The organism is Streptomyces sp. NBC_00669, assembly GCF_036226785.1.
In the GTDB taxonomy this organism is placed as follows: domain Bacteria; phylum Actinomycetota; class Actinomycetes; order Streptomycetales; family Streptomycetaceae; genus Actinacidiphila.
In genome coordinates, this window is sequence record NZ_CP109018.1 from 5,819,881 (window position 1) to 5,833,613 (window position 13,733).

General features: G+C 71.1%; 12 protein-coding genes. All 12 read right to left on the minus strand.

Annotation, left to right across the window (positions count from 1 at the left end):
* Nucleotides 1-2 precede the first annotated feature (2 nt).
* The gene (locus OG896_RS24490; protein ID WP_329368715.1) at nucleotides 3-1,079 is read right to left on the minus strand and encodes a hypothetical protein; all 1,077 of its coding nucleotides are present in this window, start codon (nucleotides 1,077-1,079) and stop codon (nucleotides 3-5) included.
* Complete coding sequence (locus OG896_RS24495; protein WP_329368717.1) at nucleotides 1,076-1,447, minus strand: hypothetical protein; 372 nt, start codon at nucleotides 1,445-1,447, stop codon at nucleotides 1,076-1,078. The genes OG896_RS24490 and OG896_RS24495 overlap by 4 nt, the downstream gene beginning before the upstream one ends.
* Entirely contained in the window at nucleotides 1,444-7,152 is a 5,709-nt protein-coding gene (locus tag OG896_RS24500; protein WP_329368719.1) for a hypothetical protein, read from the minus strand. Before OG896_RS24500 ends, OG896_RS24495 begins: the two co-directional genes overlap by 4 nt.
* A gap of 179 nt (nucleotides 7,153-7,331) precedes the next feature.
* Nucleotides 7,332-7,790 carry a hypothetical protein gene (locus tag OG896_RS24505; RefSeq protein WP_329368720.1) on the minus strand — a complete coding sequence of 153 codons (459 nt, stop codon included), beginning with the start codon at nucleotides 7,788-7,790 and terminating at the stop codon, nucleotides 7,332-7,334.
* On the minus strand, nucleotides 7,787-8,233 hold the full coding sequence (locus OG896_RS24510) for a hypothetical protein (RefSeq protein WP_329368722.1): 447 nt from the start codon (nucleotides 8,231-8,233) through the stop codon (nucleotides 7,787-7,789). The genes OG896_RS24505 and OG896_RS24510 overlap by 4 nt, the downstream gene beginning before the upstream one ends.
* A 90-nt stretch (nucleotides 8,234-8,323) precedes the next feature.
* Nucleotides 8,324-9,052: a hypothetical protein gene (locus OG896_RS24515; protein ID WP_329368724.1), complete on the minus strand. Its 729-nt coding sequence runs from the start codon at nucleotides 9,050-9,052 to the stop codon at nucleotides 8,324-8,326.
* Nucleotides 9,053-9,102: 50 nt separating this feature from the next.
* On the minus strand, nucleotides 9,103-9,840 hold the full coding sequence (locus OG896_RS24520) for a hypothetical protein (RefSeq protein ID WP_329368727.1): 738 nt from the start codon (nucleotides 9,838-9,840) through the stop codon (nucleotides 9,103-9,105).
* Nucleotides 9,841-9,844: 4 nt separating this feature from the next.
* Nucleotides 9,845-10,387 (minus strand): hypothetical protein, encoded by a 543-nt coding sequence (locus OG896_RS24525; protein ID WP_329368729.1) that lies wholly within the window; start codon nucleotides 10,385-10,387, stop codon nucleotides 9,845-9,847.
* On the minus strand, nucleotides 10,384-11,226 hold the full coding sequence (locus OG896_RS24530; RefSeq protein ID WP_329368732.1) for a cupin: 843 nt from the start codon (nucleotides 11,224-11,226) through the stop codon (nucleotides 10,384-10,386). Before OG896_RS24530 ends, OG896_RS24525 begins: the two co-directional genes overlap by 4 nt.
* Before the next feature lie 78 nt (nucleotides 11,227-11,304).
* Nucleotides 11,305-12,936 (minus strand): major capsid protein, encoded by a 1,632-nt coding sequence (locus OG896_RS24535; protein ID WP_329368734.1) that lies wholly within the window; start codon nucleotides 12,934-12,936, stop codon nucleotides 11,305-11,307.
* A 152-nt stretch (nucleotides 12,937-13,088) separates the two neighbouring features.
* Nucleotides 13,089-13,478 (minus strand): hypothetical protein, encoded by a 390-nt coding sequence (locus tag OG896_RS24540; RefSeq protein ID WP_329368736.1) that lies wholly within the window; start codon nucleotides 13,476-13,478, stop codon nucleotides 13,089-13,091.
* Between the two features lie 69 nt (nucleotides 13,479-13,547).
* On the minus strand, nucleotides 13,548-13,724 hold the full coding sequence (locus OG896_RS24545; protein ID WP_329368739.1) for a hypothetical protein: 177 nt from the start codon (nucleotides 13,722-13,724) through the stop codon (nucleotides 13,548-13,550).
* Between the last annotated feature and the right edge of the window lie 9 nt (nucleotides 13,725-13,733).

The window sequence follows — 13,733 nt, forward strand, 5'->3', positions numbered from 1 at the left end:
CCTTACAGGGTGGAGGTGGTGGTGTGGATCGTCGCGTCGGACTCCCACGAGTTGATCGTGATGCTGCCGGTCATCACGCGGGCGACCGCGTAGAAGATGACGGACTCCGCGGCGTCGGGGGCGAGGTTGAAGCCGGCGGCCTGGGCGGTGCCCGCGTGGCGTTCGCGGCGGGCGGCGCCGGTCGGCGTGAGGATGCCCCAGACGGGCCGGATCTGGGCGGTGCCGCCGTCCTTGCTGAGGCCGTAGCCGACCTCGAACGTCGCGTCGGCCGTCCAGGAGATGTCGAAGGTGCCCGCGCACACGCTCAGGTACTCCCAGACCCGGCAGTCGTTGCCGAGGAAGTTCGCGGGGACCGTGAACTGCACGAGCGCGGTGGTGCCGCCGGTGTCGGTGAAGACGCGCCAGTCGGTCACCGTGACGGGATCGGCCCAGCCGCCCTCGAAGTGCTCGACGTAGATCGAGTCCGCCGCGCTGTAGTGCTCCGGTGGCGTCCACAGCGCGCCATCGGAGGGGTCACAGTGGAGGGTCGAGTGCGTGGCTGCGTCGCACGCCCAGGTGTCCGCCCATGCGGCTTGCCCAGCAACGGGGTTGGCCGTGATGGGGTCGGCGGCGGTCCCGGTGCCGGTGAGTCCGCAGGCGACCGCCGGGGGCGGGACGAGCAGGCCCCCGTCCGTGCCGAACTGCACGAGGTTCCCGGCATCGGTGGACAGACGTGCGTCGACCTCTCCGCTGTCGGGGTCATAGGCGGCTCCGTCGCCGGCAGAGATGCAGCTGCGGATGTCGGCGCACTCGACGTACAGCCCATCGTCCCCGGCATGGACGAGGTTGTCGCCGCCGCCGGGCGGTGCCGGGTCGACGATCACCGCGGCGGTCACGTCGTACGGGTCCGTAGCGGTACCGGCACCGGTGAGCGTGAGGTCCACGGTCGGCGAGTCGGTGACAGTGAGCGCGGCGGGAGCGCCGCCCCCGCCGTCGGCGCCGATGACGTACGGGTCGGTGCTGGAGCCGTTGCCGTCGACGGTGACGCCGGGGCCGGCGGTGACGATGCAGTCGCAGGAGCGCTCGTCGCAGCAGCTCATGACGGTTCCCCCTCCTGGGGTTCGGTGGCGATCAGGTGGACGGTGACGCCTGTTGCGGGCAGGGCGGCGGCCAGGACGGAGATGCCGAGCAGTTCCACGACGGCGGCGCCGTCGGCCTGCACGGTCGTGGAGCTGGCCGAGTTGGCGGTGATGCGGGCGGACCGGAATCCGCTGCTGCTGACCTGCACGGCGAGGGCAACGACCGGGGGCGCGGAGAACGGGGGCGACCAGGTGATGACGGCCTGCCCGCCGTTGTCGGTGACGGCGGACGCCCGGGCCACCCGAACGCCGGGCCCGCCGGCCGGTCCCGGTTCGCCAGCGGGCCCGGCCGGACCGGGGATGGCGAGGGTGCCGCTGGTCCCGCTCACAGGGCGACGCTCGCGGTCCAGGCCACGGCCACCGGGCCGTCGCCCGCGGTCACGGTCAGCGGCCCGGTCAGAGCGGCGTCGGAGTCGCGGGCGACGGACCAGCCGATGCTCTCGCCCGCGACCAGGTCGCTCGCGCCGTCCGCGGTGGTCACCGTGGCGGTACCCCGGGCGACGACGGTCACCGCCTGGAGCAGCGGCACCGTGCTGGCGTCCCACGTACCGCCGGGCGCGACCATCACCCTGTGCGCCTGGACGCCGCGGGCGGCCGGCGCCCCGGCTACCGGGCCATCAGCCACCGGCGCCACGGGCGTGTACGGGCCTGTCAGTCCCGGCTCGTAGGTCCCGACCGTGGTGAGGGCTCCGGTGCAGCCGTCCACCGCGATGACCTCGACGTACCGGGTATCGCCGGTGCCGTCGCCGTCGGTGTCGTCCCAGCGGCACTCCTCGCGGAGGTGCTGGACGCACTCGGGCTCGCCGGGCGACTCGTCCTCGTTGGCGACGGTGCACACGTGGACCGCGCCCGCCGTCGTATACGCGGTGACGCCGTCCAGTTCGGTGTCGGCCGTGGTGACTGTGCCGTCGGCCGCGATCGTCAGGAACCGCAGGAAGCCGGTCGTCGTGCCGTCGGCGGCGACATCGCACAGCGTCAGAACCTCCGTGTCCGGACCCGGCGCCACCGTGGTTCCGTCCTCGTCCGAGGAGCCACAGCAGGTACCGACGACGCCCCGGACCGTGTAGGTGCCGGAGCCGTCCACCGCCAGGTCCTGGCTGCCCGTCAGCAGCCCGGAGCAGTCGAAAGTCATGGCCCGCAGGAACTGCGTGGAGGCGACCGTGAGCGCCGCCGTCCGCAGCTCAATCGGGCTGATCAACAGGTCCCGGTCGTTGGCTCCGCCCCCGGTGGTCTGGTCGGTGAAGCGGATCGTGACCGAGCCGGAGGTGGGGGCGATGAACGCGAGCGCCGGCAGGTCCTCCGTCAGCACAGCGCCCGGGGACACGCTCGACCCGTTGGACACGTTGCGGGTCCGCGTGGCGATCACGCTCGTGCCGTCAAGGATGTCCAGCAGGTACACCGCGTTGTTGTTGGCCGGGTCCGGAGATCCCGCCCCCACCCACGCAGACTCGAACCGGAACTCGTACATCACGGCCGGGAGCAGGCCGCCCACGGTCAGCTCGGCAATCCCGTTCGCGTCCTGGTTGGCCTGCGCGAACCACAGGGCGTTGCCGCCGGTCAGCACCACGTTCCCGGTCAGCGTGAACGTGTCCGCCGCGGTCGGAATCGGGGCCTGCGGCGAGTACACCAGGTCGCACAGCTCGACGACTTCGGTGTCCCCACACGGCTCGTCGGCCGGTCGGCACAAGCCGACAGTGCCGGCCGGGGCGTATGGCGTCACGCCGTCGAGGGCGGTGTCGACGACGGTGGGGGCAATCGCACCGGGCAGGTAGGCCAGGTGCCGCAGGAAAGGCGTGGCGGTGCCGGACTCGTCGTCGCTGATGTCGCACAGGGTGACGATCTCGATGTCCGCGGTCGGCTGGTCCGCGCAGAGGGCGAGGGTCGCCCCGTCGGGGAGCGCGACCTCGTCTCCCGTGGTCGGGTCGACCAGGCGCTGGGCGGTCCGGTCGCCGGACTGGTCGTCGTAGACCCGCTCCACGAGGACCTGGGCGCCGGTCGGCGTGCCGTCCGGGCCGATCACGCACAGCACGTCCGACTCGACGTCCACGCGGGTCTCGGGCGGGGGCTGCTCGCAGCACTCGCTCACCGGCTGGCACTGGCCGACCTCACCCGTCACCTCGTACGGCTGCCCGTCGAGATCGGTGTCCGTGGTGGCGATGACCTCGCCCGTGGCGCAGTCGGTGACCTGGTGGCGCATGAACTGAACGGTGCGCGGGAGCGCGATGTCGAGGCGGCCGACGACGTTGTTGATGCCACCGACGTCCCGAACCTCGATCTCGACGGTGTTCTCCCCGGCCGTGACCGGGATCTGCGCCGTGCCCGAAGTGGCGGGCTGGTTCCACTGCCCGTACATGCCGGCATCGACGCCGTTGATCCGAACGCGGGCTCCACCGTCACCTCGGAACCCGGAGGACTGGGCGACCGCGACGCCGTCCTCGGGCGCGGTGAAGGTCTTGCGGATGACCCAGCGGAACGGGGCCGCATCGTAAGTGGTCCAGGAGCCGCCTCCGTAGCCGGCGGACTGGTCGGTGCGGGCGCCGAGTGCTGGGTACCCGTACGGCGTCCCGTAGATCGCCGGGTACGGCAACGGGCCCTCGGGCTGCGCGTCCGGTTTCGCGCTGACAAAACTGATGACCTGCCAGTCGTCCGCGTCCGGCCGGTTCGCCGGGTCGAAGACGGTGATCAGGTCGGTGGCCGAGGTGTCGCACAGGAGCGTCGAGTTGGTGTTGCGGCACGGCGCCTCTCCCGGCGACTCGTCCCCGGTGTCGCATAGTTTGACCAGCAGCGCCCGGCCGCCGTTGTCGCACGCCACGATGTCCGCGCCGCCGCTCCCGGTGCCGGGCACGCAGGTCACGGTGGCGTCGTCCGGGACCGGTTCGCCGGTGTCCGCGTCCGTGTAAGAGCCGTCCGCCTCCTTCACCGCGTCCCACGGCGCCGTGGTCGCGGTGACGCCGCAGAACCGCTCGTTGTCGGCCGGCGGGTCCGCGAACCCGCTGGGTTTGATGATCATCTGGACGGGTTCGGAGAACTCGACGCGGAACCCGGTGCCCGGGGCGCCCGCGGTGGCGCCCGGGTTCAGCCGCAGTAGCGACGTCGTGCCGACGTGTGACAGGCCCTGGCCGGCCGTGTCGGTCAGGGTGATCGTGACGCCGTTCGCGGTCGCCGTGCCCACGTAGCCGGGCGCCGTCAGCGTGGGGAAAGCCGGGACGGGTGGCGTGAACGTCGCGAAGTCGACCGGCGCGCCCAGCGTCGCGGTGGTGTCCAGTTGGATGTTCGACGCCGTGTTCGCGTCGGACTGGTATGCCGTCATCTCGAAGGAGGTGACGCGGTCCCCGTAGGCGTACTGAGTGGCGCCGCCCACGCCGACCCAGCAGCCCGGAAACGCGGCGTTCGCCATGTCGAACCCGGTGAACGTGTCCGGCAGTGTGTACGTGCACACGTCCGGCGTCCCCGACGACGAGGACGTGCCGGCACAGCGGCCCACGGCCCCCGCCGGGACGTAGGGGGTCACGCCGTCCAGCGCCGTGTCCGTGACGGTGCCGGGCGTGCCGTCCGACCCGTACGTGATGTGCCGCAGGAACGCGACGATCGTGCCGTCTGCCGCGGTGTCGCACAGCTCGACCGTCGCCGCCGACGAGCCGTCACCGCCCGCGCCTGTGCAGCCGCAGCAGCCGTCAGGGACGAGCGTCGCGCCCTGGAAGGCGACGGCTGAGCAGGCGTTCCCGCCGCCCGTGTTGCCGTACCGGTAGCTGATCGTCGCCGGCGGGGCATCCCAGTACACGAAGCAGGTGCCGTTGCTCGTGTTCGCCGTGATCGTCGAGCCGTTCCAGGTGACGTCACCTTCGACCCGCGAAGGGACCGGGGAGAGGGCGGTGACGCCCTCGAACGTGTCGAAGTCCAGCAGGTCGAGGCGGAACGTGCTCATCTGCTGCGCGGTCGCGTCCAGGGTGTACGTGTACACCGTCGGGTTGTTGAACACCGGCGCGGCCGGGTCGTACGCGCCGCACGCGCCGCCGGCGGCGGTCGACGCGTGCAGCCGGATCTCGGCGTTCTCGCTGTTCTCCGGGTTCGTGACCGTGATGACGAAGTCCTGTCTCGCCACGCCGGCGGGGTCTTCGGCGATCCCGGACTGAGGCCAGATCAGTTCGCGCAGCGCGGGCACTCCGCCGTTGCCGCAGTCCGTCACCGTCACGGGCGTGTACGGGGTGGTCCCGTCCATGGCCGTGTCGTGGCTTTCGACCAGGGCACCGGTGCAGTCGTGCACCAGGTGCCGCAGGAACGGCACCGAGCAGCGCAGGCCGTCGTCACCGGGTTCGACGGCCGGGTTGAGGTCACACAGCCGCAGGATCTGCACGGTGGACGCGCACGGCTCGACCTCCGGAGGGTGGCAGACGCCGACCTCGCCGGTCGGCGTGTACGGGGTCGTGCCGTCCAGGGCGGTGTCCGTGGTCGAGATCACCGCGCCGTCGCAGTCCCGGCACACCGTCCGCAAGAATTCCCCGCCCAGGCTGACGTCTACGGCGCCGAAGGCGTAGTTCCCGAACACCTGGCATTCCTGCACGATCGCGCGAGTGCCGAGGTAGTGCACGGTCACCGACGTCACCCCGGACAGCCGGAACCGGGCGCCCGCCTCCCGGGTCGGGGTCTGCTGCGTGCACCCCGTGACCGTCGAGTCGATGCTGACAATGCCGGTGGCCGCGTCGTAGCTGTAGCCCGACGGCAGTTGCAGCGGGATCGACCCGACGGGGATCTGCGCCGTGTTCTGGCCCGCCGCGGCGGCCGCCAGCCACACCATGACCACGCTGAACTCGACGTTGACGGACCGGTTGAACGTCCACGTCACCGGCGACGTCGTCGAGTTCGGGAACAGGGCCGTGTTCCACCAGGCGGCGCCGTCGCTCTGCCTGCTCGGCGGGAACGCCGAACTGCCGGTCGCGGTCCAGGGGACCCCGTTGGCGAGCGACCCGGACGCGGCGGTGCCGGCGATCGTCGACAGCGGCAGCCTGTCGATGTCGCACAGCGTCAGCGTCTCGCAGTTCGAGCAGGAGTCGGGGGGCGGGCACACTGCGAGGTGCGCCCCGCCCGGGACCGGCACCGGGCCGCCGGTCACCGCATCGACGTACCGCACGCCGGACCGGACGCCCGTCGCCTGGTCGTACACGACCTCGGCCAGGATGTTTTGCAGGACGTTGCCGGTCGCGTCGTCCACGACGCACAGCGGGATCGGCGCGACTTCGAACGCGGCCGGGAGCTCGCCGGGCGACTCGTCCCCGTCGGCGCTGACGCAGTCCACCGGGGCCAGGGGCGTGTACGGCTGGTCGAAGTCGCCATCCTGCCATGTCCCCAGCAGCACCGGCGGCGCACCGGGAGTGCACGGGTCGACGGCCCACAGCTCCGTGTACGCGACGTCTCCGAATCCGTCGCCGTCCGTGTCGTCGCACCCGCACCGCTCCACGATCTGCGGCGCGCACACCCGCTCGGGCTCACCCGGCGACTCGTCCTCGGTGACGAGCGCGCAGTCGACCGGGGCGAGCGGCACGTACGGCGTGCCGAAGTCGCCCGGCCGGTACGTCCCCACCAGCACCGGCCCGCTCGTCCCGCCCGGGTCGACGGACCACAGCTCGACATACGCCGTGTCGGCGACACCGTCCCCGTCCGCGTCGTCACACAGCTGCTGCACGACGACCTGGCGGCCGCACAGCAGCTCCCCGGGAGATTCGTCGCCGTCGTCCCCGCCTGCACCCGGACAGACCGTCAGCGTGCCTTGCAGCGTGTACGTGGCGCCCGTCGCCGCCGAGACGAGGCGCACCGACTCGATCGCCCCGGTGTCGTCGTAGTGGTACTCGACCACCACCAGCCCGAACACCGTCCCGTCCGGGGCGAGGTCGCAGAACACCCCGGCGGTCTGGATCGACCGGGAGTCGCCGCACGCCCCGGCGCCGGCCGGCGGAACCCCCGTCGTGTACGCGCCCGTCGCCAGATTCAGCCATCCGGTCTGTTGGACCGTCCCGACGCAGTCCCTTTCGGCGATCACGGCCAGGGGTGTGCCGTCCGGCAGGCACAGGCCGGTCGTCGCGATGGGTGTGGTCGGCGATGCGCAGTCGCTACCGCCACAGCCACACGAGCTGAAGCCTCCACCGACGGGCATGGGATTCTCCGTTCAAGTCGAGCATGGTCAGGCGAAGCGATGAGGCGGGCAGGGTCCTGGGGTGCCTAGTTGCTGATCTTGGTGAAGGCGAGGCGTTCACCGGTGAGGGACGACAGAGTGGAGTCGTTGAACCCGACGTGCTGGCGCATCCCCTCCAGGCGGATCGTGGTCGGCCCGGTCACGGCGATGAAGGCGTTCAGCGCGCCTGCGTTCTGGAACTCCAAGACGCTGCCGCCGCCGTCGTTGACGTTGTCGTACTGGATGCGCCGTAGGGCGTCAGGCACTGGTGCGCCGGCCGTCACGTCGAACAGACGGGCATTGACAGCCACCGCCCACGGAGTGGTCCCGTTGATGTCCGAGTACACGTCAGCGGACACCGTGTACGTCCCGGCCGTGGGCAGCGTGACTTCCAGCCCGGTCGTCACCCACGTGACCGACGGGACGGCTTGGAGGTCCGCGACCCCGCCGGCCGTCGTCTCCCCGTACACCGGGGGCGGCGTGTAGGCGCCGCTGGTGCCGCTCACGCGATGCGCTCCCAGCCCATCCACGTCTGGCCGCCAGCGCCGGTCACGATCTGCGCCTGCGTCTGGGCGCCGGTTGCGTCCCCGCGCATGCCCTCCACCCGGACCACTGTCGGTCCGTCGACGGACATGCGGGTCGTGATCGGCGCGGTGTTGTTCTGGCCCTGGTTGGCCGCGGCACCGTTCAGCTGTTCCACGAGGCGCAGCGTCTGCCCGATCGCCACCGAGTCAGTCACGTTGAAGAGTCGGCACGTTACGAAACCGCCGCCCGCGACGGCCGCCCTCACCTCCGCCTCTACGCGGTAGGTGCCCGCCGCGGGGAGCGTGACGTTGATGCCCACGCCCGTCCAGTCGTTGACCGCCGTCGGCATCAGGTCGAAGTCGTCTGCGAGGACGGTGCTGTCGTAGTCGTGGGGGATGCTGTAGCCGCCCGAGGTTCCGCTCATGTGATCCGCTCCCGTGTTGCAGTGGTCAGAGATGGGTCCCCGCGGCCCGGTTCTGGAGTGCGCCGGGTCGCGAGGCGGTCAAAGGGAGGGTCAGACGTTGGTCCACGCCACAAGGGCGGTGGCCACGGGGCCGGTGGTGACGGACGTGACGGTGAGGGCCTGGTCCTGGTCGCGGGTGACCGACCAGGTGAGGGTGGCCCCGGCGGGGATCGTGACCGAGCCAGAGTCCGTGACGACCACCGTGTTCCCGGTCAGCGTGGTGACGGTGAGGGACTGAAGGCCCGACGTGGGCAAGGAGGCCGCCGTGGACGCGGCAAGGTTCGCGCCGCCCGAGTGCACCGTCACCGGCGTGGTGGGCGTCGTCGGGTCGGAAGACGACGTGCAGTCCACCGGGGCCACCGGCGTGTACGGCTGAGTCAGGTCGCCGTCCTGGTAGGTGCCCAGGAGCGCCGGGGCGTCGACGCCGTCCGGGTCGATCGCCCAGATCTCGGTGTAGGTGACGTCGCCGATGCCGTCGCCGTCGGTGTCGTCGCAGCCGCAGCGCTCGAGGATCTGCTTGCCCGACGGGATCGGCCCGGGGGATTCTTCCTCGCCCCCGGTGCAGGTGGTGACGGTGCCGGCCGGGGTGTAGGCGGTGGTGCCGTCCAGCGCGGTGTCCGTGGTGGTCACCGTGCCGTCCGACGCCACGCTGTAGCGGCGCAGGAACGGCGTGGCAGTGCCGTCGGCGGCTACGTCGCAGAGGACGACGATCTCGTTGTCAGCGGGGATGTTGACGGTGACGGTGCCGCCACCGCCACCACAGCAGCTCTTTCCGGCCATGGGCTTTCTCCTTGCCTGTCAGGTCTGTACTGGTCAGAGGGGCAGCAGGGTTACGACTCGTCGCCTCCACAAGGGCTGAGCCACTGGACGTAGACCGTCGCCCCTTCGGCGACATCGACCGTGACGGGGCCGCACAGCTGACCCGGTTCGCACCGCGTGCCGGTGGCAGCCCAGTTGAAGGTCGCCCCGCACTCGTTGATCACGGTCGCGTTGCCGGAGCAGTCGGTGATGGTGACCGGCCCGCACGTGACCGACACCGCCAGCGATTCGGTACCGGCCGGGACCGTCCACATCTCAGGGCCTGTGATCCCGAGTAGTTGGGGGCACATCGGGACGGGCTCGCATTCCGGGCACTCCCCGACCTCGCCCGTTGGCGTGTAGGCGGTCCTGCCGTCGGTGGCGGTGTCGGTGGTGCCGGTGACCGTGCCTCCGCAGTCGTGGATCAGGTGCCGCAGGAACCGGGTGATTGTCCCGTCGGGATGGACGTCGCACAGCTCGACCACGGCGACGCTTCCGCATCCGCCGGCCTGCGTGCACGGACCGGACCCGGCCGGTGCCGGGCCCGCGGTGAAGACGCCGCTGGCCGGGTCGATCCAGCCGACGACTTCGGGGTCGGCAGGCGGGGTGGGGCCGCAGACGCAGGGCGAGCGCACCATCAGCAGCACCGGGGAGCCGTCCGGTCGGCACAGCGAGGTCGAAGTAATCGACGGGGAGCAGCAGGACACGGCCGGTTCGCCGGGAGACTCACCGCCTCCGGCGGGACCGCAGGGCAAGGGCTGTACAGGCACTGGGTTACTCCTCCACGCCCATGCCGTGGACCTTGCGGGCGTGCATATCCCGGCCGCGCGCCGTCGTCAGCTCCTTGTCACAGTGCGGGCACGGGAACACCCCCTCCGGGATCTCCGGGGCCTCCTCGGCCTGGGTGGGCGGCCGCTGATCGTCTCCGGGCGGGAGCGGTTCGGCGGCCGCAGCGACGACTGCCGCGGCGGTCATCACAGCACCCACAGCGGCTGAGGGGGCGGCCGGCACGAGTGCAGCCGTGTCAGCGGGGGCGATGTCCGCCTCACCGCCGGGGTCGGGGGCGCCGGGTGCAGGGCGGCCGAGAGTAGCGTCCTCGACCGGGGACACGTAGCCGTGGCCGTCGATCAGCGCGCCGATCAGCAGCTCCTCCGGCATGCCAGCGAAGAGGCCGGCGGGCACCGCGAAGGCGCTCGTGCTGACGGTTCGGATCTTCGGCCGCTGGGCGGTCGCCCACACCGCGAAGGGACGGCGCAGCTCAGCGGCGGGCTGGACATGGATCATCGGGCGCACGGCCCCTCCCGAGGTTGCGGTCATGGGCACAGCTCCACGTTGATCGCGCAGATGGAGCAGGTCGTGCTGACGACGACCGTGCGCTCCGCCAGCACGCGCTGGTCGTTGTAGCGGCGGTCGATGCTTGGGCCGGCGCGGTCGGGGATGACGTCGACTGGGCCGCGGCGGACGATGACCGGGCCGGAGATGTACAGCCACGCCGTGCCTGGCTCGGCCGGTACACCGCCGGGCCCGGAGTTCTCGTAGCTGTAGCCGGCGCCGATGATCGCGCAGTTCCCCGCCAGCGTGGACGGCGTCCCGGTCGCCAGGGAGAGGATGTTGCAGCACCCGAGCAGGGCGGCTGCGCCTGCGGGGACGTGGAGGACACCGATCCCGCCATACGTCTCGGCGAGGCAGCCTTCGAGTGCGGCGACGCCGGCCGCGAGGTTCACCGGCCCGTCTGCTGGGGTGAGGTCGACGGCGTTCATCGCGAGGTTGTCCCGCCAGAACGCGGCCTCGATCGCGCGCTGTTCACCCAGCTCCAGCGTCGCCTTGACCTGCTCGACCGCCTCTGCGTACGACCAGCCCATCGTGGAGCAGACCGCCCCGGCGTAGATCGTGTGCGGTACCGCGTGCTCCGTCTGCGGCGAGCAGAACTCCTTCTGCGGCGCCGGCCCGGGGGATTCCTCGCCCGGGGACTCGTCCGCGCACCAGTCGGTGTCACGGACGGGGCAGCAGCCCAGGCTCATCCACTCGACACCGTTGAGCTGGTGGATCTCGTCGTCGGTGACGTCCAAGACGGAGGCGCAGCCGCCGAGGATGCCGTGCGGCAGCGGCGTGCCGGGGATCGCCTCGACGCGGGCGCGCAGACCAGGTGACGGCACAGGCCGACCTCCTCACGTGGGACAGGGGGTGCCGGGGCCGGCCTGGCGGACAGTGGGCGGCCCCGGCGGTTGCGGGTGTCAGGCGATCGGGCAGTCGATACCGAGCTGCTCGCCGGTGCGGCCGTCCGGGCAGACCGGGACGGTCACGACCCGCGCTTCGGAATTCCGCGCGATAAGCGCAGTGCATTCCTCGGTGAAAAGCGCCGTGTAATCATTTGTCTGGAATTTCGTGCTGTCGTGAATTACGCCGAGGCTGATTTCTCCGCCGCGCCCGGCTTCGAATGTGCCAGCCGGGTAGATCAGGAACGGGATGCTGTCTGGCCAGGTGGCAGCCGGGTTGGTGCCGCCGATCTGGGTGGGAACGGCGGGGGTGAGGCCGCGGGCCCACTGGATGGAGATGCCGAGTTGCGCGAACGCGCTGATGATCTCCTGGACGTTGATGTCGGCGACGGAGACGCCGTTCTGCCGGGCGATGTCCGCGAGCATGAGGTTCTTGCTCCACCAGGGGAACACAACCTCGATGTTGATGTTCTGGCAGAGCGACAGTTTCTCGGTGAGGTCGCTGGCCTGGAGCGCGACGGCGGCGAACAGCGCGGAGAACGCGCCGAACGTGGCGGCGATGGTGACCGGCGTCGAAGCGGCGAGAGCCTGCGTGAAGAGTTCCTGCTTGATGCGGATCTCGTGCGCGATCATCGCCTGGGACTGGTAGAACGCCACCAGCTCCGGAAAATGACGCTGGGTCAGAATGCCGGCCTCCAGGCACGCCCCGATGGCCTCGCACCTGACCTCGACCGGGTCCGGGCAGGGGATCTTGAAGCAGGGCTTGGGGTTGCCGGCGATGTCGTCGGCCTCGGTGTGCACCCACGTCAGAGTGGAGACGTCCAGGCTCGGCATGGGGAAGTAGCGCAGGCCGCCGCGGGCGAGCTGGATCTCGGGCAGGTCCCACAGCATCTCCGGGCACGCCATCCCGGTCAGCGTGTACACCGTCTCGGACGGCGCGCACCAGCCGCCGGACGCGACGAGGTTGCCGCCCTGGAGGCGGTTCTGCTCCCCGGCGAGGAGGACGGCACGGGTGCCCTCCGTGCCGGAGGAGGAGTCGTTGACGATCAGCTCCGGGGCGAACGGCAGCCGGTAGCTGGCGGTCAACCCGACGCCGCCTCCGGCCGTCTTGAGTGCATTTGCGCGGCGGATGATGCCCTCGGTGACGCCCTCCATGTCGAGGGCCTGGCCCGGGGAGTAGCCGGGGACATCGACGGAGGCGGTGATCTCCGGGCGGGGGTTGGGGTCCTGCGGCAGCACGGAGGGCTGACGGCGGCGGACGCCGGACAGGTCGATGGTGCGGCGCGGCTGCGCGGCCGAGGCGGTGGTGTCCGGCTCCGCCTCGGCCGCGGTCGCCGGGGCCGGCTCGGCCTCGGGGGCGTCGGCCGGCTCGGCCGGCTCTTCCGGGGCGTCGCCGCGGACCTGCGCCGCGAGGGCGTCGATCTCCGCAGCAGCCTGCTCGGCGGCTTCGACGCGGGCGGCCTGCTCGGTACGGATCGCGTCGACGCCGGCGGCCAGGGTGCGCAGGTTCGCCAGGTCGTCCGTGGTGAACGCCGCGGAGTTGCTGAGGGTGTCGAAGGCGCGGACTGCGCCGTCGAGCGCTGCCTGGAGTTCGTCCGCGCTGAGCGCGGCGAGGTCGTCGGGGAGAGTGAACTCGGGCTCGTCGGCCACGCGAGTCTCCTGGTGTTGCGTAGGAGACTCGGCCCGGAACCAGACAGTCGATCTATGGGAATGGTAGCGGGCGGTGCGCGCAGGACTGCGAAGATCGCGCTGCCTGCCGTGGTGTCAAGGGGTTGCCGGTGCTGGCGTGCCGGGCGCGGTGTCTATGAGTCGGTCCATAGCCCGGGTACGTCGAACATGGGGAGGACCCCGCCGATGCATCCGGCGGTCAGTGCGTCGTTGTGGTCTTGGTGCGCGGCCGTCAGGTCGGCCGGCATGTTGTGCTCACACCACCAGCGGGCGTTGTCCATGTCGGCGTTCACGGCGTCGTGGACGCTGCCTTGAGGATCGGAGGTCTCGGCGATGTCGCCGGATATCCGGGCGTCGTCTTGGTGTTGGCGTCCGAAGGCTCGCCCGGCTGCGTAGGCGGTCGAGATGGGGCCGCTGGGCGAGGGCGCCGGGTGTGCCTTGGACGGTGTTTGCTGGTCGCATCCGACGACGCCGAGTATGAGGACCATCATCATCACGGCGCTTCGTAAATGAGTGGTTGCCACAGGTTGATGGTAGTCGCGAGGGGTGCACGCCGTCCGGGAATGTGGCTCGGCGTGCACCCCGGGGGCGGGTCAAGCAGTCGGTGCTGGTGTCGTCTTGGCGCCGGGCTTGTGCTCGGTGACGGTGCTGCCGGGGTAGCGGCGGGCCACGGAGTCAGCGGTCGGCTTGTTGGTCGAGGAGTAGACGACCTTGCCGTCCGTGTTGGTCACCTTGTAGGTGGTCTTGTTCTTCGCGCAGCTGCACGCCACGGTGTCCTC

Bases quoted from the DNA above. Each gene is read 5' to 3' on its own strand.
- OG896_RS24525 (WP_329368729.1), bottom strand. From the start codon at position 10,387: ATGACCGCAACCTCGGGAGGGGCCGTGCGCCCGATGATCCATGTCCAG.
- OG896_RS24515 (WP_329368724.1), bottom strand. From the start codon at position 9,052: ATGGCCGGAAAGAGCTGCTGTGGTGGCGGTGGCGGCACCGTCACCGTC.
- OG896_RS24510 (WP_329368722.1), bottom strand. From the start codon at position 8,233: ATGAGCGGAACCTCGGGCGGCTACAGCATCCCCCACGACTACGACAGC.
- OG896_RS24490 (WP_329368715.1), bottom strand. From the start codon at position 1,079: ATGAGCTGCTGCGACGAGCGCTCCTGCGACTGCATCGTCACCGCCGGC.